This is a genomic window from Sphingopyxis sp. (assembly GCF_035998905.1).
GTDB lineage: Bacteria > Pseudomonadota > Alphaproteobacteria > Sphingomonadales > Sphingomonadaceae > Sphingopyxis.
In genome coordinates this window covers 44277-61837 of the sequence record NZ_DASYHG010000010.1, presented here as the reverse complement: position 1 = coordinate 61837, position 17561 = coordinate 44277, and the positions used below count along the sequence as shown (strand labels likewise).

The 17561-nt window shown below is 66.2% G+C and carries 24 protein-coding genes; 9 read left to right on the top strand and 15 right to left on the bottom strand.

Going from position 1 to position 17561, the window contains the following annotated elements:
* Positions 1-143: 143 nt before the first annotated feature.
* Together VGN62_RS04175 and VGN62_RS04170 are read right to left on the bottom strand one after the other, a co-directional pair.
* A complete protein-coding gene (locus VGN62_RS04175; RefSeq protein ID WP_327451487.1) occupies positions 144-1412 on the bottom strand; it encodes a hypothetical protein in 1269 nt (422 codons plus the stop codon).
* 144 nt (positions 1413-1556) lie between these two features.
* Positions 1557-1898 (bottom strand): helix-turn-helix transcriptional regulator, encoded by a 342-nt coding sequence (locus VGN62_RS04170; protein ID WP_327451486.1) that lies wholly within the window; start codon positions 1896-1898, stop codon positions 1557-1559.
* 192 nt (positions 1899-2090) lie between these two features.
* On the opposite strand from VGN62_RS04170, the gene VGN62_RS04165 reads away from it, so the two are divergent.
* Positions 2091-2729, top strand: coding sequence for a GNAT family N-acetyltransferase (locus VGN62_RS04165; protein ID WP_327451485.1), 639 nt, complete (start codon positions 2091-2093; stop codon positions 2727-2729).
* Positions 2730-2961: 232 nt separating this feature from the next.
* Here the strand turns inward: VGN62_RS04165 and VGN62_RS04160 are convergent, their stop codons facing one another.
* The 3 genes from VGN62_RS04160 to VGN62_RS04150 form a co-directional block, all read right to left on the bottom strand.
* Positions 2962-3249, bottom strand: coding sequence for a hypothetical protein (locus VGN62_RS04160; protein ID WP_327451484.1), 288 nt, complete (start codon positions 3247-3249; stop codon positions 2962-2964).
* Positions 3250-3437: 188 nt separating this feature from the next.
* Positions 3438-3737: a DUF1153 domain-containing protein gene (locus tag VGN62_RS04155; RefSeq protein WP_037518529.1), complete on the bottom strand. Its 300-nt coding sequence runs from the start codon at positions 3735-3737 to the stop codon at positions 3438-3440.
* 2 nt (positions 3738-3739) lie between these two features.
* On the bottom strand, positions 3740-4120 hold the full coding sequence (locus VGN62_RS04150; RefSeq protein ID WP_327451483.1) for a hypothetical protein: 381 nt from the start codon (positions 4118-4120) through the stop codon (positions 3740-3742).
* Positions 4121-4264: 144 nt separating this feature from the next.
* Here VGN62_RS04150 and mnmA point away from each other — a divergent pair, with 144 nt between their 5' ends.
* On the top strand, positions 4265-5401 hold the full coding sequence (gene mnmA, locus VGN62_RS04145) for a tRNA 2-thiouridine(34) synthase MnmA (RefSeq protein ID WP_327451482.1): 1137 nt from the start codon (positions 4265-4267) through the stop codon (positions 5399-5401).
* Between the two features lie 55 nt (positions 5402-5456).
* Positions 5457-5876 (top strand): hypothetical protein, encoded by a 420-nt coding sequence (locus VGN62_RS04140; RefSeq protein ID WP_327451481.1) that lies wholly within the window; start codon positions 5457-5459, stop codon positions 5874-5876.
* A gap of 19 nt (positions 5877-5895) precedes the next feature.
* Here the strand turns inward: VGN62_RS04140 and VGN62_RS04135 are convergent, their stop codons facing one another.
* On the bottom strand, positions 5896-6525 hold the full coding sequence (locus VGN62_RS04135; protein ID WP_327451480.1) for a LysE family translocator: 630 nt from the start codon (positions 6523-6525) through the stop codon (positions 5896-5898).
* A 321-nt stretch (positions 6526-6846) separates the two neighbouring features.
* On the opposite strand from VGN62_RS04135, the gene VGN62_RS04130 reads away from it, so the two are divergent.
* The 3 genes from VGN62_RS04130 (at position 6847) to VGN62_RS04120 (ending at position 8600) form a co-directional block, all read left to right on the top strand.
* Positions 6847-7539 (top strand): DsbA family oxidoreductase, encoded by a 693-nt coding sequence (locus tag VGN62_RS04130; protein ID WP_327451479.1) that lies wholly within the window; start codon positions 6847-6849, stop codon positions 7537-7539.
* Positions 7540-7594: 55 nt separating this feature from the next.
* Complete coding sequence (locus VGN62_RS04125) at positions 7595-7906, top strand: hypothetical protein (RefSeq protein ID WP_327451478.1); 312 nt, start codon at positions 7595-7597, stop codon at positions 7904-7906.
* A gap of 118 nt (positions 7907-8024) precedes the next feature.
* Positions 8025-8600, top strand: coding sequence for a thermonuclease family protein (locus VGN62_RS04120; RefSeq protein WP_327451476.1), 576 nt, complete (start codon positions 8025-8027; stop codon positions 8598-8600).
* On the opposite strand, the gene VGN62_RS04115 is transcribed toward VGN62_RS04120, so the two are convergent.
* A complete protein-coding gene (locus VGN62_RS04115) occupies positions 8597-9379 on the bottom strand; it encodes a hypothetical protein (protein WP_327451474.1) in 783 nt (260 codons plus the stop codon). The genes VGN62_RS04120 and VGN62_RS04115 overlap by 4 nt on opposite strands.
* A 139-nt stretch (positions 9380-9518) precedes the next feature.
* Here VGN62_RS04115 and VGN62_RS04110 point away from each other — a divergent pair, with 139 nt between their 5' ends.
* Both VGN62_RS04110 and VGN62_RS04105 read left to right on the top strand, forming a co-directional pair.
* Positions 9519-9758 carry a DUF2171 domain-containing protein gene (locus VGN62_RS04110; protein WP_327451472.1) on the top strand — a complete coding sequence of 80 codons (240 nt, stop codon included), beginning with the start codon at positions 9519-9521 and terminating at the stop codon, positions 9756-9758.
* A gap of 131 nt (positions 9759-9889) precedes the next feature.
* Positions 9890-11479, top strand: a complete 1590-nt coding sequence (locus VGN62_RS04105) for a sulfatase-like hydrolase/transferase (RefSeq protein ID WP_327451470.1) — start codon at positions 9890-9892, stop codon at positions 11477-11479.
* Between the two features lie 189 nt (positions 11480-11668).
* On the opposite strand, the gene VGN62_RS04100 is transcribed toward VGN62_RS04105, so the two are convergent.
* The 3 genes from VGN62_RS04100 to VGN62_RS04090 all read right to left on the bottom strand — a co-directional run bounded on the left by VGN62_RS04100 (position 11669) and on the right by VGN62_RS04090 (position 12723).
* The gene (locus tag VGN62_RS04100) at positions 11669-12145 is read right to left on the bottom strand and encodes a hypothetical protein (protein WP_327451468.1); all 477 of its coding nucleotides are present in this window, start codon (positions 12143-12145) and stop codon (positions 11669-11671) included.
* A 157-nt stretch (positions 12146-12302) separates the two neighbouring features.
* A complete protein-coding gene (locus tag VGN62_RS04095) occupies positions 12303-12458 on the bottom strand; it encodes a hypothetical protein (protein WP_327451466.1) in 156 nt (51 codons plus the stop codon).
* A 94-nt stretch (positions 12459-12552) separates the two neighbouring features.
* Positions 12553-12723: a hypothetical protein gene (locus VGN62_RS04090; RefSeq protein ID WP_327451464.1), complete on the bottom strand. Its 171-nt coding sequence runs from the start codon at positions 12721-12723 to the stop codon at positions 12553-12555.
* A gap of 189 nt (positions 12724-12912) precedes the next feature.
* Between VGN62_RS04090 and VGN62_RS04085 the strand changes: the two genes are divergently transcribed.
* Positions 12913-13410, top strand: coding sequence for a hypothetical protein (locus VGN62_RS04085; protein WP_327451462.1), 498 nt, complete (start codon positions 12913-12915; stop codon positions 13408-13410).
* 50 nt (positions 13411-13460) lie between these two features.
* Here the strand turns inward: VGN62_RS04085 and VGN62_RS04080 are convergent, their stop codons facing one another.
* The 5 genes from VGN62_RS04080 to VGN62_RS04060 form a co-directional block, all read right to left on the bottom strand.
* A complete protein-coding gene (locus VGN62_RS04080) occupies positions 13461-14672 on the bottom strand; it encodes a GGDEF domain-containing protein (protein ID WP_327451460.1) in 1212 nt (403 codons plus the stop codon).
* A 285-nt stretch (positions 14673-14957) separates the two neighbouring features.
* Positions 14958-15272: a GIY-YIG nuclease family protein gene (locus tag VGN62_RS04075; protein ID WP_327451458.1), complete on the bottom strand. Its 315-nt coding sequence runs from the start codon at positions 15270-15272 to the stop codon at positions 14958-14960.
* 145 nt (positions 15273-15417) lie between these two features.
* Positions 15418-15921, bottom strand: a complete 504-nt coding sequence (locus VGN62_RS04070; protein ID WP_327451456.1) for a DUF4145 domain-containing protein — start codon at positions 15919-15921, stop codon at positions 15418-15420.
* A gap of 189 nt (positions 15922-16110) precedes the next feature.
* Positions 16111-16341 carry a hypothetical protein gene (locus VGN62_RS04065; RefSeq protein WP_192646927.1) on the bottom strand — a complete coding sequence of 77 codons (231 nt, stop codon included), beginning with the start codon at positions 16339-16341 and terminating at the stop codon, positions 16111-16113.
* Between the two features lie 120 nt (positions 16342-16461).
* Positions 16462-17526 (bottom strand): ribonucleotide-diphosphate reductase subunit beta, encoded by a 1065-nt coding sequence (locus VGN62_RS04060; RefSeq protein WP_327451451.1) that lies wholly within the window; start codon positions 17524-17526, stop codon positions 16462-16464.
* Positions 17527-17561 lie beyond the last annotated feature (35 nt).

The following is a 17561-nucleotide window of genomic DNA, read 5'->3' as shown; positions in this document are numbered from 1 at the left end:
GACCCCCCAAAAATTCGAGCGAGTATTCCTAAGCCTATAATGCAGCATCGGTCCAGTCAGCCTCTTTGTTCCTATGGCCATATATCCGTGCACTTCACGAAGGCGGAAACTCTATGATCCTGCCCAGCGCTAGCCGTTCCTCGTCACCGACGCTCATTATCGTTTCCGTCGGGGGAGCAGGCGGATTGCCCCGCCTTCCACGCCGCCCAGCTTTCTTCGCTGTAGGCGGCGTTCCATTCGCGTTCGAGCTCGGCGATCGTGCGTTCGATGCGGCGGCGGGTGGTGTCGCGTTCGCGGCCGGTGCCGCCGCCGCGAAGGCTGTTGTCGGCGAGGAAGCCGTGGGGGTGCTGGTAGACCGGCTGGCGCGCCGCCTGCCAGGCTTCGGCGTGTTCGCGCAGGCGGTTGGCGGCGGCGCGCATGTCGCCGCGGGTGATCTTGCCCGTGGACAGGTCGCTTTCGCCGGCCTCGCCCTCGATCATATGATCCTCATAGCGCTCGAACCAGATTTCGTCCTCTACGCCACCCTCGGTCCAGGGGACGTGATCGGCGGGGGGCGGGTTCGGGTGCGACAGGTCGCCGCCTTCCTGAGCATCCCAGTCGATATTGCCCGCGCCCGCGGCGAGGGGGACGATCATGTCGGGGTGGTGCATGTGCCACTCATGCTTTTGGGGATTGCGATAGGCGTCCTCGCGGCGCACCGCGTCCCAGTCGGTGCCGGGGCCGGTGAGCATGTCCCATGCGGCGCGCTTGACGGGATCGTGCGAAATCCTGCGCTGGTAGGCGGTGCGGATGATGCGGAGGCGGTCGTCGAGGTCGGTCTCCTGCCGGTTCGCGCGGGCATTGTGCTCGGACATTTCGGCCTGCCGCTCGGCCTCCCACTCGGTGCGCCATTTCTCGCGCAGGCGGCGGATGCTGTGCGGGATTGCGCTGGCGGGGCGGCCGTCGACGGGGGCGATGCCGCCGAAATTCTCGGGGAAGCGGCTGGCGGCGATATGCTGCATCGCGCGGATGTTCGGGCGGCGGCGCTCGAGGATGACCTGCCCGCGCTTCGAAATCGTTTCGGGGACGCCATAGATGGCATATTCCATCAAGAGGTCGGCGACGCGGCGCGCGCCCGCCTCGACCGCCTTGTCCCACGCCGCGGCGAAAGAAGCGGCGTCATCGCGTTTGCGGAGCTGGTAGAAGGCCGAGGTCGAATGGCCCGCGACCTTCGCCGCCATGCTCACCGCGCCGGTCGCGGCGAGCTGCGCGATGAACATACGCTGTTTCTGCGCCGTGATGCCCGTCCAGCGTTTGGCGCGCTGCTCGACGGGGGCGAAGGCGAGCTCCTCGGGGAGGTCGTCGGGATCGATTGCCGGGTCGACCTCCGCGTCGATGACGGCGGGGAGGGGCGGGAGGATTTCCTGTTTCATGCAGTTGCTCCTATGGTTCGTCGATAACCGCAAACGAACCATATGGGAACAATGTAGGAAAGCCGGAAATTGGAGAAGCGCACCCAACGCCGCCCCGTGTCAGGGTCGGGGCGACGAGGGGGGAGGGGGCGGCGCGGCGCGCGCCTATATTTCGATGACGATCCGCACCTTCGACGGGGTGGTGCCCGCCGCGCGCGCGATTTCGGCGCGCATCCGCGCGACGAGGTCGGCGAGATGGTCGCCGCCGGCCGCGCTGTCCGGTGCCAGCAGCTCGGCGGGCGAGGCGTCGAGGAGCTGCGACAATTGCTGCAGGCGTGCGAGCCGCGGCCGCGAGCGGCCCTGTTCCCAATAGCAGATCGAGGTCGCGGTAACCCCGAGCCGTTCGGCGAGATCGGTCTTGCTGAGCCCCCGCGCGCGGCGGAGGCGCGCGAGCTTGTCGCCAAGGGTTTCGAAGCCGGGGGTGCCGTCGAATGGAGCGTGGATCATCGATCTGCAACCTTTCAGACTTGGACGTGCAACAAATAGCAAGTTAAGCCGCACCCGGCTTTCAACATTTCACCGATATCGCCGCGGGGAAAATGCGTAGTCGGGCGGCGCGCGCGACGGATTGCGGGACCCGCGCGGCTTGCCTATCGTGGACGAACCGGGAGGCCAGACGATGATCGGGACGACAGGCAGGTGACGCGGATCGACGCGATCGAAGTGCACAGCGCATTGAACGACGGCACCGCGGTCGTCCTGCGCACGATTACCCCCGACGACGAAGCGCTGATCCGCGAGGGGATCGCGAAACTGTCGGCCGAGTCGCGTTATTTGCGGTTCTTTTCCGCCGCCCCGGTGCTGCCGCAGGCGGTGGTGCACCGGCTCGCCGAGGTCGACGGGCACGATCATATCGCATGGGGCGCGATCTGCGACGAATGCCCCGACCGTCCGGCGATCGGCGCGGTGCACGCGGTGCGCTATCGCCACGACGGGCCGGTGGGCGAATTTTCGGTCGCGGTGCTCGACGCCTTTCACGGGCGGGGGCTGGCGCGGATGATGACCGCGGCGCTGCTCGTCCAGTGCCGGGCCGAGGGACTCGCGACGCTCGACGTCCATATGCTCTGCGAGAACACAGCACCGCGAAACCTGGTGAAGTCGATGGGCGCCGAATGGGTCAGCGAGTCGGCGGGGGTCGCCGAATATCGGCTGGACGTCGCGATGGCGATCGAAGCGCTACGCGCCGATACCGATGCGCAAGGGGTGCAGGATGTGCTGCGCGCGCTCGAAGGGCGGGGTGGGGGCGCCGGGGACGGACGGGATCAGGTCCCGGCCTAGCCCCTCCCGCCGCCTTGGGTCGCAGGTGGCGACGGGAGGGGTGGTCCGTGAAGCGGTTCGCTGAAAGCGTGTTCCCGTCCCGAATGCGGGATTAACCCTGTTCGCGCGGTGTGGCGGTGATCGCGATCACAGGCGGGCGAAAATGTGGCGGGCGAACCGGACGGGCGCGCACGATAAAGGGCGCCGGAATCGATCCGGCGCCCTTCACCCTGCCCTTTAGGGGAGGCAGCCCTTATTTCTTGGCGGGATCGGCCGGTGCCGTGGCCGGCGCGGTTTCCGACGGGGCGATTTCGCCCTTGTCGTCCATCGCGTTGGCCTTTTCCTCGCCAGCAGCTTCGACCGCGTCGGCCTTCGCCTCGGTCGCTTCCTTCGCCGGACCTTCGGGCATCGCGTCAGCCTGAGCGTCGATGGCGTCGGCCTGGGCTTCCGCCTGATCCTCGACCTTGTCGGCGGCCGGGCTCTGGCAGGCGCCGAGCGCGAGGGCCGACGTGGCGGCGAGGGTGATGAACATCTTACGCATATCGAGTGACTCCCAAAGTTGACTCCGGAGCTTAACGCGGGGTGAACGCGAGGGTTGCAACAAAATCGTCAAAATGCGGAAATCGCGGCGAAATTTTGAAGGGAAACGGCCGGTTGACGCGCGCCGAGGGCAAAAAAAGAGGGCGCCCGAAGCGCCCTCTCTCGTGCCTGGTCCGGTCCCGCGGCCCTTCAGAAGCGCTGTTGGCGCTCGTAGAGGTCGCGATAGTGCTGGATGCGCGTTACGCGCAGTCCGGGCATGCCGCTGCGATCGATCGACCGCTGCCAGCCGGCAAATTCCTCGAGGGTCAGCCCATAGCGTTCGCACGCTTCGTCGACGGACAGCAGCCCGCCGTTGACGGCCGCGACAACCTCTGCCTTGCGGCGCACGACCCAGCGGGTCGTCGACGGCGGCGGCAGCGAGTCCAGCGTCAGCGGTTCACCCAAAGGGCCGATGACCTGTGCGGGCCGGATTTTCTGATTCTCGATCATATTCATTCCATATTTTCTACGTCGGCTGGGGGTAGGTCCGACGCGTTTCGTTCTAAATCCGAGGGACTCAACATCGGCTGAAATCCTCTGGTAAACAGGCTGTTCATAGTTTCGGGCAAGGCGTTCACATCGTCGGACAGGTCGAGGAACCGAACGGCTCGCGGCGTTTTTTGTTCCGTCGCGCGAACGGTCCCGCACAAGATTTTGCGCAGCGCGTTAAGCGTTGCCGCATGCGATTCGCGGTGCGCCTGCGTCCGCACCAGCCGCACGGTCGGCAGCGACGCCTGGCGCACGCCCGAAACGGCCATGATGATGTCGAAGTCGGGCTTCGACAGCCGGGCCGCACCGGCAATGCGTGGAAGTTCTGACGGGACGAAGTTCATGGGACTCGTCTAGCGAAGACCGCCTAAGGTCCAGTAAATGCCCATTTCATGGCTTGTTAGCGAAGCTTAACCCCTGTCAATATCTTGACGCTTTGCGCGGAAAAGCTGGCATTTCGGGGTCCGCATCCCTAGATGGCCGGGCATATGGCAACTTTGCTTTCCTCCCCTGCCGGGCTCGCCCAGGCCGACTTCCAGCTCGCTTCGCCGCTCAAGGACCGGCGAATCGTCGTCGCGATGTCGGGCGGAGTCGACTCGAGCGTCGTCGCCGCGCTCGCCGCGCGGTCGGGCGCCGAGGTGATCGGGGTGACGCTCCAGCTTTATGACCATGGTGCGAAAGCGAAGCGTGTCGGCGCGTGCTGCGCCGGGCAGGATATCCGCGACGCGCGCGCGGTCGCCGACCGGCTGGGCTTCGCGCATCATGTCTATGATCATGAAAGCCGTTTCCGCGACACGGTGATAGACCAGTTCGCCGACGAATATCTCGCCGGCCGGACGCCGATCCCGTGCGTGCGCTGCAACATGGGGGTGAAGTTCACCGACCTGTTCCGGCTCGCGAAGGAACTCGGCGCCGATTGCCTTGCGACCGGCCATTATGTCCGCCGTGTCGCGGGCCCCGAAGGCGCTGAACTGCACCGCGCGGTCGATCCGGCGCGCGACCAGAGCTATTTCCTCTTTGCGACGACGCAGGACCAACTCGACTTCCTCCGCTTCCCGCTGGGCGGGCTGGAGAAGAGCGTGGTTCGCGAGATCGCGCGCGACCTCGGGCTCGGCGTCGCGGGCAAGCCCGACAGCCAGGACATCTGCTTCGTTCCCGACGGCGACTATGCGACGCTGGTGCGCAAGCTGCGCCCCGAGGCCGACGATCGGGGCGAGATCGTCCATGTCGACGGCACCGTGCTCGGCGCGCACAAGGGCCTCATTCATTATACCGTCGGCCAGCGGCGCGGGATCGAGATCGGCGGGCAGGCCGAACCGCTTTATGTCGTGCGCCTCGATGCGGACGCGAAGCGGGTGGTCGTCGGACCGCGGCGCGCGCTCGCGGTGTCGGGCGCGCGGCTCGGCGAAGCCAATTGGCTCGCCGCGGTCGAGGGCCGCGACGTGCTCGCGAAGGTGCGCAGCATGGCGAAGCCCGTTCCGGCGCGGGTCGACGGCGCGCGGCTGATCTTTGCGGTGCCCGAATATGGCGTCGCGCCCGGGCAGGCGGCGGTGCTGTACGATGCGGCCGACAATTCACGCGTGCTCGGCGGCGGCTGGATCGAAGAAACCTTTGCCGCGGAATAGATTGCACTTTCTGCCCCGATGCCGCAGCCTGCCGGCAATCTAGGGGAGACAGATAATGGTCAATTGGGTCTTGCGCGGCGCTGTCCTGCTGTGGGCGCTTTTCTTCTTCATCGTCGGTGCACGGGGGCTGTTCGATCCCGCCAGCTATACCGAAACCTTCGGCATCCTCGTCGAGGGGGTGGCGACCAATACGATCCGCGCCGACCTGTCGGCTTTCTTCCTCGTCGCGGCGGGCGCCGCAGCGATCGGGGCGCTGGTGCCGGGCTGGCTGCGCGCGCTGCTCGTCCCCGCCGCGCTGTACGGGACCGCGCTTGCCGGCCGCCTGTTCGGCGTGGCGAACGGCGACCTTGTCAATTCGGGGATCGTGCAGGCCATGATCATCGAAGCGCTGACCGTGCTGTTGATGGTCGGCAGCTGGTGGGTGCTGTCGCGGCCGGCGGTGGCGGCCGACGCCGCGGCCGTTCCCATCGAATAGCGGCCTGACGTCCGGTCGCTCAGCGCGCCGGGGATGCCGCGAGCTTCAGCGCGAAACCAACGAAGACGACGCCCGTTAGCCTATCCATGATGGTGACGGCTTTGGGGCGGCGGAGGAGGCGGCCCAGCGGCACCGTCGCGGCGATCAGCGCCGCGAACCATGCGAAGGTCAGCAGGACGTGGAGGCAGGCGAGGAAGAAGGAATAGCCCGCGACCCCCGCGCCCTTCGGCACGAACAGCGGCAGGAAGGTGATGTAAAATACCCCGATCTTGGGGTTGAGCAGGTTCGTCAGCAAGCCGCGCCAAAAGGCGTCGCGGTCATTGCGTGCCGCGACCTGCCCGGACGCATCGCCCATCGCCGTGCGCGGTTTCAGCAGCAGCTGAACCCCCAGCCACAAGAGATAGGCGGCGCCGGCAAGCTTGACGATCGTGTAGGCGAATTCGGACGCATGCAGCAGGGCGCCGAGGCCAAGCGAGACCGCCGCGCCCCAGACGAGGCACCCGAGCCCGATGCCGAAGGATGCGAGGACCGCCGATCGCCGGCCCTCGACCGTCGCTGAGCGGAGCACCATCGCGGTATCGACGCCGGGCGTGATCGTGAGGATCGTGGCGGCGGCGAGAAAGGCGACAAGCAGGGACGGATCGGACATGCGGCCGCCCTATCAGCCGGCGGCCCGCTCTCCAACCCCGCGGCGTCCGCGGCGGCCCGTCCGAAGCCGGGCAAAACTTGTCTTTTTAACCATAATGTGAATTATTGCGCCCCGGGTCGCTGTTTCCTTTTGTGGTGGAAGGGGGGGCGTATGGCATCCGATGAGGATAAACGGGCGAGTCCGGACAGGCGGTCGGCCGACCGGCGGGTCGTGGACGATCCGGACTACAAGGGACCGGATCGCCGCAAGGGCGACCGGCGAACGGGCAAGGATCGCCGCTCTCCCGATTGAGCGGCGAGACGCGCCGGCAGGAGACAGGCTTTGACCGAACCGCGCGTGCCGCGCCTCAGCGTCGACATCGTGTCCGACGTGATGTGCCCTTGGTGCATCATCGGCTGGCTGAAATTCCGGCAGGTCATCGCCCATTTCGAAGGGCGACTGGATTTTCGCGTCCAATGGCATCCGTTCGAGCTGAATCCCGACATGCCGGCGGAGGGCGAGGATGCGGCGGCGCATGTCATGCGCAAATATGGCATCAGCGCCGAGCAAAGCCGAGCCAACACGGGGCGGCTGGCCGGGGTGGCCGCCGATCTTGGCTTCACCTTCAATCGCGGGCCGGGTTTCCGGATGCGCAACAGCTTCGACGCGCACCGCCTGCTGACATGGGCGGGCGCGCTCGAAGAGGCCGAGCAGGAGGGGCCGACGGGCGTGCAGACCGCGCTGAAGCTGGCGTTGTTCGCCGCGCATTTCACCGACAATCGCGATGTCAGCGATCATGCGGTGCTCGCCGACGTCGCCGCGTCGGTCGGACTCGATGCCGCCCGCGCCGCGGCGATCCTCGCGTCGGGCGAGTTCGGCGAGATGGTGCGTACCGAAGAGGCCTATTGGGCCGACCAGAATATCACCGGGGTGCCGGCCTTCATCCTCGGCGGGCGGATGCTCGTTCCCGGCGCGCAGGATCCCGAGGTCTTCATTCGGGTGATCGAGAATAAGATACTCGCCGCGGCGGCCTGAGGAACGACGATCTGTCGCCGTGCGTTTTCCGGCTACCCCCTTGAAGGAGCCGGTCATGATCGACGATCCCCGCAAGCCCGAAGCAGACGCCCCCGAAGCGCGCAACCGCGAACAGGATGACGAAGAGGCGCAGGCGCAGACCGTCGCCGAGGCGGCGCGACGCGACCGGCGGCAGGAGGATAGCGACAAGGTGAGCAGCGGCGACGACAGCGACGACGTGCAGGACCTGGTCGATCATATGCGCCAGATGGAGAGGTCGGGGGTCATCGACATGGACGCCTATCGCGGCGAACGCAGCGACGATGACGAGGATGACGAACTCGGCCCGGGCGGGATCGAGGGTGATGAGCCGCGCGGCGCACCGTAAGAGACCGTTCGCTTGTTCGGAAACGGCGCCGTACCGGGTGCGGTTGACGGTTTTTGCGTGCCATAGCGGAGCCGCCTCGTTGGGATTTTGCTAAGGCTCCGAAGCTAGGGTTGCCGGCATGGCCGGACCCGATTTTCACTACCCGCACCGCCGTGGTGTGCGTCGCCGCCGGAAACCCGCGCGTTCGCGGCGGATGGTCGGATCGAACCTGTGGCTGAACCCGGTGATGGCGGTCGCGTTCGTCGCAGCGCTGGCGGGGTTCCAGAAAATGCCCGCCACCCTGGCCGCCGACGCACCGGGCGCGATCGCTATGCCCTTCCTGCGCGGCGATGCCGCAGGCGATGTGCTCTCCGCGCGCTTCGGTCTCTGCCATAGCGGCGGCGGGACCAACTGTGTCGTCGATGGCGACACCTTCTGGTTTCAGGGCGAGAAATACCGGATCGCAGACATCGACACCCCCGAAACGCACCCCGCGCGCTGCGCCGAAGAGGCCGCGCTGGGCGAAGCCGCCACCGACCGGCTTCAGCAATGGTTGAACGACGGCGCCTTCACGCTCGAAAGTGCGGGACGCGATGCCGATCGCTATGGGCGCAAGCTGCGCGTCCCGACGCGTGGCGGCGAAAGCGTCGGGACGGTGCTCGTCGACGAAGGACTGGCGCGGCCGTGGGAAGGGCGCCGCCGCCCCTGGTGCTAATCGTTCGAGGTGGACCGGGGCCCGGTTTCGGTCGCGGCGCGCGCGGCTTCGGCTGCTTTCATGACATCGTCGGCCATTGCCTCCACCGCCTCGGCGCTGGCGTCTTCGCCTGTCGCCTCCGGTTCGGCCGCCGGCAATTCATCGCGCAGCGGCGGGTTGGGGCCAGCAAGCTGGCGGCCGATGTCGGCCGCGATCAGCTGGGCGACCGGATCGTCGCCGAGCGCCGCCAGTTCGTCGCGGCGTGCAGTGAGCGCAGCGGCGCGATCCTCCTCGGGCAGTTTTGCGACCTCGATATAGAAGCGCACCGTCTGCAGCCAGGGCGCGTCGTCGGTCAGCACATCCTCGGCCCAGCGGCTGAAGGGGCCGCCGGCTTCGCGCCATGCGCCGTCCTGCCGATCGAGAAAGAAGAGGACGCGCGATCCGCGCGGAAAGACATAGCGGGTGCACGCGCCCGCAAAGCTCTGCGGATGCGCTTCGTGCAATTCATACGGATTGCTGAGCTGCATCTCGCCATCGGCCGCGATCATCGCAGGCAGGGCGACGGGGCCGAAGGGCATGGTGCCCTTCAATGCCGCGACGGGCTCGACCGCGATCATCTGCTCCGGCGCGCCATCGGGTTCGAAATCGCCGCTGGTGACGGTGCCGAGCAGGATGAGGTCGGCGCGCTCGACGAGCTCGATATTGGTCGGCACGCGATATCCCGGCGCGACCGAGCAGGCGAGTGCGGGAAGCGGCGCGGCGAGCAGCGCGAGGCCGATGAGCGGAAGAAGCGAGCGCATGGGCGAAAGGTAACGCCGCGCGCGCCGATTGCAAAGCGGACGCGGCTTTGGGGCGGCTCGTCGGGCGCTATGGAGCCGACTCGCCGCCTGTGCGTATGATGGCGAAGCTCCCCCTTCCGGAGCGGCAAGGAGAATGACGATGGCTGAGCATGACCATAGCGCGATCAAGGAAGATATGAATGTCATCGGCGCCGACGGCGTCCACATCGGCACCGTCGACCATCTCGACGGCGAACGCATCAAGCTGACGAAGGCCGACAGCGTCGACGGCAAGCATCATTATCTGCCCGCGGGCCTTGTCGCGGCGGTCGAGGGCGACACGGTTCGCCTGTCGGCGAACGCGGCGAACGCGGTCGACCTGTTCGAGGAAGCCGAATAGCCGCACGAGATAAGAGAGGGCCGGCGGCGCAATCGGGCGCGCCGGCACCGAAACTGGCCCGCACCCACCCCCCGGGGGCGGGCCATTTTCATATGTGATTCTTCAACGTCTTGCCGTTAGGGCAGGACCCGATGCGACAGGGCGAACAAAAGAGCGAGCCGCGCGGGGGACGTTTGGGGCTTTGGCGACTGGCGGCCGCCACGCTGGTTTTCGGCGCGGGCTACGCGATCGCGAACCGGTTCCAGCTGACCCATGCGGTCGCTTATCGTTTTGCCGCGGGCGACACGCAAAGCGCCGCCATCGCCTTCCTGTTCATGGCGTTTCAGGCCGCGGTATTCATGGCGGCGCTGTTCCTGTTTCCGCGGCGCTGGGCCGCGCTGCTGCTGACGCTTGCGGGCGCGTCGATCCTCGTCAACATCGGCTACAGCCAGATTGTCGGCGAGCTTGTCGATGGCGGATCGCTCGCGTGGATGGTCGCCGAGGCGGGGCAGGCGGGAAATGCCGCGGGCGAGTTCGGCGGCGATTTCCTGTGGGTCGCGGCGCAGGCGATCGCCGCGCTGGGGCTGTTCGTGCTCGCGCGGCGGCTGGCGCGCAGCGCCGCGCCGATGCCATGGGGCCGGGCGATTGCCGCGGCGATGCTCGTGCTGCTTGTCCTGCCGGCGCCGATCTATCGCTACACCAGCGCCTGGCCCGAGGCGGCCGAACGCAGCCTTTATGCGCTTGGCTGGGATCTTGCGACCGCGCCGCCGCCGCCGGCGCGCGCCGCGGTCGCGCTGAAGCCCGGCGCCGCCGCTGTGACGCCGCAGCATATCGTGTGGGTGATCGACGAAAGCGTCGCCGAGGCGCCGTTCCGGCGGCTGATCGTGCCGAAGCTGGCTGGGGTGCCGCACAATGATTTCGGCGTCGCCGCGGCGCTCGGCCATTGCAGCGCGCCGGCGCAGGTGGCGTTGCGATCGGGCGTCGACGTGCGCCGCGTCTCGCCCGCCACCGACCTCCGGACGACGCCGTCGATCTGGGCCTATGCGAAGGCCGCGGGTTATACGACGACGCTGATCGACGGGCAGACGTCGGGCGCGCCGCAAAACCTGATGCTGCCGCCCGAGCGTGCGTTGATCGACGATTACCGCCCGATGGTCGGCGGGATCGACACCGACCTGAAGATCGCCGACGCGCTCAATGCGCGGATGAAGGGTGCTGGGCGGAGCTTTACCTATGCGGTGCTGCGCGGCGTGCATTTCCAGTATCGCGACCATTATCCGAAGGGGGCGATCCCCGCGGACAGCCCGGTCGCGCTGCAATATGACACCGCGCTCGGCTGGTCGAAGCGCGCCTTTTTCGAGCGCCTGCTCGCGGGGGTCGACCGCGGCGCGGTGGCGATCGTCTACACCTCCGACCATGGGCAGAACCTGAACCCCGGCGCGCTGCCGCATTGCAGCCGCGAGGCGGTCGCCGACGAGTTCCGCGTGCCGCTGCTCGCCTTCCTGCCCGAAGCCGCAACCGCGCGCTACGCCGCCGCGCCGCGCGCGGGGCATTCGACGAGCCAGGTCTTTCCCGCGATATTGATCTGGATGGGATATGACCCCGCGGCGGTCGAGGCGCGTTATGACCGCGACCTGACGCAGCCCACCGCGCGCTTCGTCTGGTTCGGGCGCACGGTGATCCCGACCGGCACCGATGCGGCGATCGACGTCACCGCGGGCGCGACATTTCCGGGACGTTGACGGCGCCCCGACCCGTCCGGGTTGGAGGACGGGCCGGGGAACAGCCTAGGACCGATCGACATTCAGCCCTGACGGCCTGCAAATGACGGCCTTCCGCGCTTCCGGTGCTCACGTGCCATTTGCACGCTGCGCTCCGGTTCACGGAAAACCACCGTTTTCGGCACGTCATCATCTGAATGTCGATCGGCCCTAGCGCGTTTCGACCTCGGCGGTCGTGCGCGCGGTGATCTCGGCGCGCGACAGCTTGGTGACGAGGCCGTGGCTGGCGCCGACCGCGCCATGATAGATTGCTGACACCGGCACATTGTAGAGCTTGCCGTCGCGGATCACGACCGCAGTGTCGCCCTCGACGCTCTGCACCGTGCCGACGCTGTTGCCGCTCGTATCGTAGAGTTCGGCGCCCGCGCGCACCTGTTCGCGCGTCGCGAGGATCAGGCTGGCGGTGTCGACCGCGCCGTTCACGGTGCTGTCGATGCGTCCCACGGTGCTGCCGACGGGGTCGGTGAGGTTGCCGGCAGCGGCGCCCGTGCCGATCCCTACCTGGCCGACCAGATTGACGTTGGCGCCGCCATCGGGCGCGGGCTGGGAAGAGGCGGGGGCTGCGATGAAGAGGGCGGGCGCGGCGGTCAGCAGGACAGCCGCGATCGAGGCGGGGGCGTTGCGCATGTCTGTCTCCATGGTCGGACACCGGCGCGTGCTCCCGGGGGGGATGGGGCGCGGCCGATGCCTTGGTGGAGGAAACCTGTGCAAAGTCCGATCGTTGCGCCGCGCCGCGCGCCGATGCGACGGAACGCCGCGCGCGGGCGACGAGCGGCTGGCTCCCTCAGTGCTGCGGCTGTCGGGGCGGCCCGGCGATCAGCTTGTTCAGCGTTGCGAGGCGCCGGCGCTCGGCGCTCCAGTCGCGTTCGGGATGCGCCTGGATCTGGCCGAGGAGGACGCGAACCTCCTTGCGGCGGTCGCCTTCGGTTACGGCCTGCATGGGCTTTCTCCTTTCGCCGCCATCATAGCATCGTGCACGCGGCCGCGCGATCGCCCCGCCGCACCCACGGGGCGGCAGGCCGCAACCGCCGCGGTCAGGAATCGAGCGCCTTCTCCTCGAGGCGCGCCAGCTCGCGCTCGCGCTCGCGGTGGATGCGGCGGTGGAGGCTGTTGTGCCGCAGATAAGCGATGCCGCCGACCAGCGCCGCGACCAGCAGCACGATCAGCACATAGGCGATCAGGGTTCTCGTTTCGATGTTCGTCACTCCGTATGGACGGCGACCCTCTCCACGCACCAATACCGCTTGCGGGCGGGAAGGTTCCGCCGCGCGCCGCGCGCACGGGGCGGCATGGCGCAGCGGGGCCGGGAGGCGCCGGGTGGACCGCGGCCCTTTTCGCGCGGATACGAAGGCTCTGGCTGGCATGATGCGGCCGCCATGCCTATCTAGGCCGCGATGACGAACGGGGACCGGAATATGGTGGTGATCGCGCGGCTGCGCGCCGCGCCCTTGGTGGGGTGGCAGTTCGCCTGCGCGGTGCTGCTCGGCGTGCTCGCGGCGCGGCTCGACTGGAGCGGCGATCCGCTCGATGCCTTCTGGAACATGGTGTTCGGACAGCCTTTGCTGCTGCTCGGCATTGCCGCGGTGCTGACGGTGTGGGCCTATATCATCGGCATGTGGCGGCGGCGCGGCGATTATCTCCGCCACGACGGGAAGACGCTCTATCGCGGCGCGAGCGCGCAGTGGCCGCTCGCGCTGGTGCGCGATGTCGTGGTGGCGCGCGGCAATCTGGGACTGGAATCGCTGCGGCTGGTCGTCGACGACGACAGCGAGGTCACGCGCGAGCTGGTGAAGCTCTATATGCTCGAAGGCCCGCCCGAGGCGGTGCGCGACGGGGTGATGTTCGCGGCGGCGCGCGTCGGCGGCCGGCTGGAGGCGGTGACGGTGCATTGAGGGTTCGGAAAGCTGTGCGCGGTCTGCCGCGGCTTTCCATCGGCAAGTTTTCAGGCCGCCATGTTCGCGGCGCGGGCATCTTCCTCGATACAGAACAGCGCGCGCGATTTGCCGCCGGCCTTGGCGCGGTACAGCGCGGCGTCGGCACAGGCGATCAGCCGTTCGAGTTCGACGCCGAGCTTCGGCGCGGTCGCGATCCCGACGCTCACCGATACCGTCATGCTGATGTCGTCGACCAGATAAGGTTTGCTGATCTCGCGAATGATCCGGCGCGCGAGGAGTTCGGCTTCGCTCTCGTCGCGAAGGCCGGCCTGCAGCACGATGAACTCATCGCCGCCGAGCCGCGCGACCACATCGTCGGCGCGCACCATCGATTCGAGCCGGCGCGCGACCTGTTCGAGCAGCGCGTCGCCGGCGGGATGGCCGTGGCGATCGTTGATCGCCTTGAACCCGTCGAGATCGAGGAAATGGAGCGCGACGAGGTTGCGCGCCCGCATCGCGCGTTCGGCGCGTTCCTGAAACAGCTCGCGGAGCACGAGGCGGTTCGACAGACCCGTCAACGCGTCGGTGCGCGCGAGCTGCGCCATGTCGTGCCGCGCCGTATGATGCGCGACCGCCGAGCGATGCAGATGCGCGACGGTCTGGAGGCTGAGGCCGGTGATCGACGCGACGATGAACGCCTCGATCAGGAAAAGTTCGCCGTGCAGCGCGATGCTGTTCGCCTCGGTCGCGTGCCAGGCGAGCGCGGCGACCGTCGGCACGGTGGCGATGAGCAGGCTGGTCACGCAGATCGCGGGGCGCACCGACGTGCGCGACACGATGCCGGCGCCGAAGCTGAAGACCAGGCTGACCGTGATCAGGTGCAGCAGTGGATAGTGGACCGATATGGCGGTGACGTTGAGCGCGGCGAGCAGCACGGCGGTCGCATAATTGCCCGCGGCGTACCGGCGTTCCCATCGCCTGAGGTCGTCATAGGAGGCGACGGGCTTCACACGCTCATAGGCCCGGAAGGACGCGACACGCAGGCCGGTCACCACCGCGCCGACGGCGGCGAGCGCGAAGAGAAAATCGCTGTCGAGTTCGCGTCCGACGAGCAGGCAGATGCCGACGAAGACCGCCCCGAGCCCGAACACCGGGATCCACATGGAGAAGAGCATGTCGACGAAGTCGCGATAGACCGGCAGCGGAAGCGTTGCGGCGCTTCCGAACAGGTGCCAGCGCGATGGACCCTCGATCGGCGGTGGGGATTCCGATCCGTTCATGATCCCGACCCTGCGCCGATAAGGTTAACGTCGGGTATGCCCTGCGGCGGATCTTTTTCGGGCCGGCGTGCTGCGCGGGCGGGACATCGCGAAACGGCGCAATGACCGGGCAGGGGCGTGAGTGCGCGCAGGGCAATTGGCGCGGGGTTATGCAGCGGGTTAGGGGGCATTGAGCGGGCTTCGCTCTCCCTCTTCGTCATCCCGGACTTGATCCGGGATCCATTCTACGCCCGCCGCATGGACCCCGGATCAAGTCCGGGGTGACGATGGAGGGGCAGGGCGGCGTCACCCGCCCAGCGGCGGCAATCCCAATTCCTCCGCCAAATCACGCCACTCCGGGTTCGCCGCCTCGATCAGTTCGATCTTCCACTGGCGCTGCCAGTTCTTGATCTGCTTCTCGCGCGTGATCGCGGCGTGCATCGTCCCGGCGGGTTCGAACCAGACGAGCTTTTTCACGCCATAGCGGTCGGCGAAGCCGCCGAAACTGCCATCGCGGTGCTGGCAGATGCGCTGGATCAGGTGCGAGGTGACGCCGGTGTAGAGCGTGCCCTGCCGCGCGCTGGCCATGATATAGGCACAGGGCTGGAAGTCGGTGTGCATGGGCGGAGGCTAGGGTGGCGATGGACCCCGGATCAAGTCCGGGGTGACGAAGTCTAGGCCGGATTGGACGCTTCTCTTCGGATCGTCATGCCGGACTTGATCCGGGGTCCATGCTGTAGAGGGCTGATCTGTATTTTTGCCTTTGTTATCGTAATGCTCGATTTTCTCGGCTTCTTTCTACCATTTTAGGCAGGGTGTAGATGTATCTGAGATAGGCATCCACGAAAAAGCGAAGGGACTCTGCCTGTTCTCTGGTAAATGGGTCGTCCTCATGTGCCGCGTTGTTGCCATCGAGCCGAATTTCGTGCGCCCAAGCTTTGATGTCTGCTGTCAGCTTTCCCGACTTTTCCAAATCGTCGATGCGGAACGCAAGCGCCTTCTTTGCGAGGGATGGATCGAGCAGCTTCGTCGATACATCTATCACTTTTCTGAACGTCATCCCTGCTGCATCCCAGGCACCTTGTCGAAGGCACTTAATTGCTTGCAATAGAAGGGTACGCAATTGCTCAGGTATATCTTCAGGTATGTCGTCATTCGTAGTTTGAGGCCATGAATGCATAATATGTAGGCCATTGGAGGTTAGGTTGCCATTGGCTTTGTTGAAATCATAATCGGATGTGTGGTTGTTTAGGCGGAAAAGAAAAATCACTCCTGCGTGACACCCATTGCAGGTAGATAGAACGAATTTCTGGCTTCCAACTCCCGGTATTGGCCAATTGTATCGACCAGTGAAGCCGATACTATTCGATCTGCAATAGGGGCAATCGTGAGAAAACTCTAGCGCCATCTATTTTCTAGTATCCCCTATACGCGCAAGCAGAAACGGAAATAGCTTACCTCAAACCGAAAACCCGCCTGAGTTGCGGCGGTTCGAGCTGGCCGCCAGCACCTTCTTGCCCGTCGGGGTCAGCGCCCATTTGGCGCCCTGTTTCACGACCAGGCCCAGCGTGACGAGTTCGTCGCGGACGGGGTCGGTGGGGAGTTGGGGGCGGCGGTTCGAGAGGCCTTCGAGGGTCGCGCGCTGCGGCTGGCTGAGGATGAGGAGTTTCTGTTTTTGTTTGTCGGTCATTTTGGGCCTCGGACTCTTCATGGTTGTGCCGGGGGCTGGCGTGGCCCTCCCCGCGGCGACTAGGGAGCTTTGCTCCCAAGTCTTGCTGCCCCTCCCGCAGGCGGGAGGGGTTTTAGCGTATTATTCGGCGGCGATGCCGGCTTTGGCGAACATGTCCTCGCCGTCGGCGTCGGCTTCACCGGTCGTCGCGGTGTCGTCGTTCGCTTTGGCCTTCTTGCGGTTGTCGAAGCTCGACCACACGGTGTTCCAGTCGCCGCGCGTTGCGCCCTTGCTGTACTCGGTCGCGCGCGTTTCGAAGAAGTTGGCGTGCTCGACGCCGTTCAAGAGCGGGGCGAGCCAGGGGAGCGGATGCTCGTCGATCATGTAGATCGGCTGGAAACCGAGCTGCCCGAGGCGCCAGTCGGCGATGTAGCGGATGTAGCGCTTGATCTCCTTCGGCGTCATGCCGGGGACGGGGCCCTGTTCGAACGCGAGGTCGATGAACGCATCCTCGAGCCGCACCGTCTTCTGGCAGGTGTCGATGATGTCTTCCTTCACCGCCTTGGTCAGGCAGTCGCGTTCCTTCACGAAGGTGTGGAACAGCTTGATGATGCCTTCGCAGTGGAGGCTTTCGTCGCGGATCGACCAGCTGACGATCTGGCCCATGCCCTTCATCTTGTTGAAGCGCGGGAAGTTCATCAGCATCGCGAAGCTGGCGAAAAGCTGAAGCCCCTCGGTAAAGCCACCGAACATCGCGAGCGTGCGCGCGATATCCTCGTCGCTGTCGACGCCGAAGGTGCCCATATAGTCGTGCTTGGCGCGCATCTCGTCATATTCGAGGAACATGCCGTACTCGCTTTCGGGCATGCCGATCGTGTCGAGCAGGTGGCTGTACGCCGCGATATGCACCGTCTCCATGTTGCTGAACGCGGTCAGCATCATCTTGATTTCGGTCGGCTTGAACACGCGGCCATATTTGTCGTGGTAGCAATCCTGCACCTCGATATCGGCCTGCGTGAAGAAGCGGAAAATCTGCGTGAGCAGGTTGCGCTCGTGATCGCTGATCTTCTGCGCCCAGTCGCGGCAATCCTCGCCCAGCGGCACTTCCTCGGGAACCCAGTGGATCTGCTGCTGGCGTTTCCAGAAATCATAGGCCCACGGATATTCGAAGGGCTTGTAGGTCTTGCGGGCTTCGAGAAGGGACATGCGGTTTATCCTCGATCTTCTTGCTTCGTCATCCC

What these genes read in the sequence shown, in the direction of transcription:
- VGN62_RS04140 (WP_327451481.1), top strand. Translation starts at nt 5,457, where the DNA reads ATGGTCAATTGGGTCTTGCGCGGCGCTGTCCTGCTGTGGGCGCTTTTC.
- VGN62_RS04150 (WP_327451483.1), bottom strand. Translation starts at nt 4,120, where the DNA reads ATGAACTTCGTCCCGTCAGAACTTCCACGCATTGCCGGTGCGGCCCGG.
- VGN62_RS04100 (WP_327451468.1), bottom strand. Translation starts at nt 12,145, where the DNA reads ATGCGCAACGCCCCCGCCTCGATCGCGGCTGTCCTGCTGACCGCCGCG.
- VGN62_RS04155 (WP_037518529.1), bottom strand. Translation starts at nt 3,737, where the DNA reads ATGATCGAGAATCAGAAAATCCGGCCCGCACAGGTCATCGGCCCTTTG.
- VGN62_RS04075 (WP_327451458.1), bottom strand. Translation starts at nt 15,272, where the DNA reads ATGCACACCGACTTCCAGCCCTGTGCCTATATCATGGCCAGCGCGCGG.
- VGN62_RS04125 (WP_327451478.1), top strand. Translation starts at nt 7,595, where the DNA reads ATGATCGACGATCCCCGCAAGCCCGAAGCAGACGCCCCCGAAGCGCGC.
- VGN62_RS04120 (WP_327451476.1), top strand. Translation starts at nt 8,025, where the DNA reads ATGGCCGGACCCGATTTTCACTACCCGCACCGCCGTGGTGTGCGTCGC.
- VGN62_RS04095 (WP_327451466.1), bottom strand. Translation starts at nt 12,458, where the DNA reads ATGCAGGCCGTAACCGAAGGCGACCGCCGCAAGGAGGTTCGCGTCCTC.
- VGN62_RS04060 (WP_327451451.1), bottom strand. Translation starts at nt 17,526, where the DNA reads ATGTCCCTTCTCGAAGCCCGCAAGACCTACAAGCCCTTCGAATATCCG.
- VGN62_RS04065 (WP_192646927.1), bottom strand. Translation starts at nt 16,341, where the DNA reads ATGACCGACAAACAAAAACAGAAACTCCTCATCCTCAGCCAGCCGCAG.
- VGN62_RS04110 (WP_327451472.1), top strand. Translation starts at nt 9,519, where the DNA reads ATGGCTGAGCATGACCATAGCGCGATCAAGGAAGATATGAATGTCATC.
- VGN62_RS04080 (WP_327451460.1), bottom strand. Translation starts at nt 14,672, where the DNA reads ATGAACGGATCGGAATCCCCACCGCCGATCGAGGGTCCATCGCGCTGG.
- VGN62_RS04115 (WP_327451474.1), bottom strand. Translation starts at nt 9,379, where the DNA reads ATGCGCTCGCTTCTTCCGCTCATCGGCCTCGCGCTGCTCGCCGCGCCG.
- VGN62_RS04085 (WP_327451462.1), top strand. Translation starts at nt 12,913, where the DNA reads ATGACGAACGGGGACCGGAATATGGTGGTGATCGCGCGGCTGCGCGCC.
- VGN62_RS04160 (WP_327451484.1), bottom strand. Translation starts at nt 3,249, where the DNA reads ATGCGTAAGATGTTCATCACCCTCGCCGCCACGTCGGCCCTCGCGCTC.
- VGN62_RS04135 (WP_327451480.1), bottom strand. Translation starts at nt 6,525, where the DNA reads ATGTCCGATCCGTCCCTGCTTGTCGCCTTTCTCGCCGCCGCCACGATC.
- VGN62_RS04175 (WP_327451487.1), bottom strand. Translation starts at nt 1,412, where the DNA reads ATGAAACAGGAAATCCTCCCGCCCCTCCCCGCCGTCATCGACGCGGAG.
- VGN62_RS04105 (WP_327451470.1), top strand. Translation starts at nt 9,890, where the DNA reads ATGCGACAGGGCGAACAAAAGAGCGAGCCGCGCGGGGGACGTTTGGGG.
- mnmA (WP_327451482.1), top strand. Translation starts at nt 4,265, where the DNA reads ATGGCAACTTTGCTTTCCTCCCCTGCCGGGCTCGCCCAGGCCGACTTC.
- VGN62_RS04170 (WP_327451486.1), bottom strand. Translation starts at nt 1,898, where the DNA reads ATGATCCACGCTCCATTCGACGGCACCCCCGGCTTCGAAACCCTTGGC.